This is a genomic window from Enterobacter sp. ZOR0014 (assembly GCF_000798855.1).
GTDB lineage: Bacteria > Pseudomonadota > Gammaproteobacteria > Enterobacterales > Enterobacteriaceae > Enterobacter > Enterobacter kobei.
This window is the reverse complement of record NZ_JTLF01000007.1, coordinates 1-310: the sequence shown is the minus strand read 5'-3', so window position 1 is coordinate 310 and position 310 is coordinate 1. Positions and strand designations below refer to the sequence as shown.

The 310-nt window shown below is 34.8% G+C and carries 1 protein-coding gene; it reads right to left on the bottom strand.

Annotated features, from left to right (window positions below; translation table 11 throughout):
- Positions 1-24: 24 nt before the first annotated feature.
- Positions 25-279, bottom strand: coding sequence for a hypothetical protein (locus tag L977_RS00110; protein WP_036851135.1), 255 nt, complete (start codon positions 277-279; stop codon positions 25-27).
- Positions 280-310 lie beyond the last annotated feature (31 nt).

Here is a 310-nt window from a genome sequence, read left to right as displayed (position 1 = left end):
CCCATTCTTGTGTATTTGCGTTTCTTACACATAATCTAACCACTCCTTAATCGTAAATAATTCAAAGCCATTTAGTTTGCTTTGTTTTTCAATTTCTACTTGATTTCTATCTAGGTCTATCAGCAGTTCAATTACAGGTCTACCATTATCAAGCCACCTGATGACTGTATTAGTTTTAAGACCAAAATACTTAGCACATTGAGCCTTACAGCTGAAGTGTAGTTCTTCTTCCGTTGTAGGGTTATAAGCTACGACCTTTATAGCTTTTTGTGTTGCCATTGTTTAATCCCCTTTCTATAAAACAATGTTC

Coding starts and splice junctions, on each gene's coding strand:
- L977_RS00110 (WP_036851135.1), bottom strand. CDS start 279: ATGGCAACACAAAAAGCTATAAAGGTCGTAGCTTATAACCCTACAACG.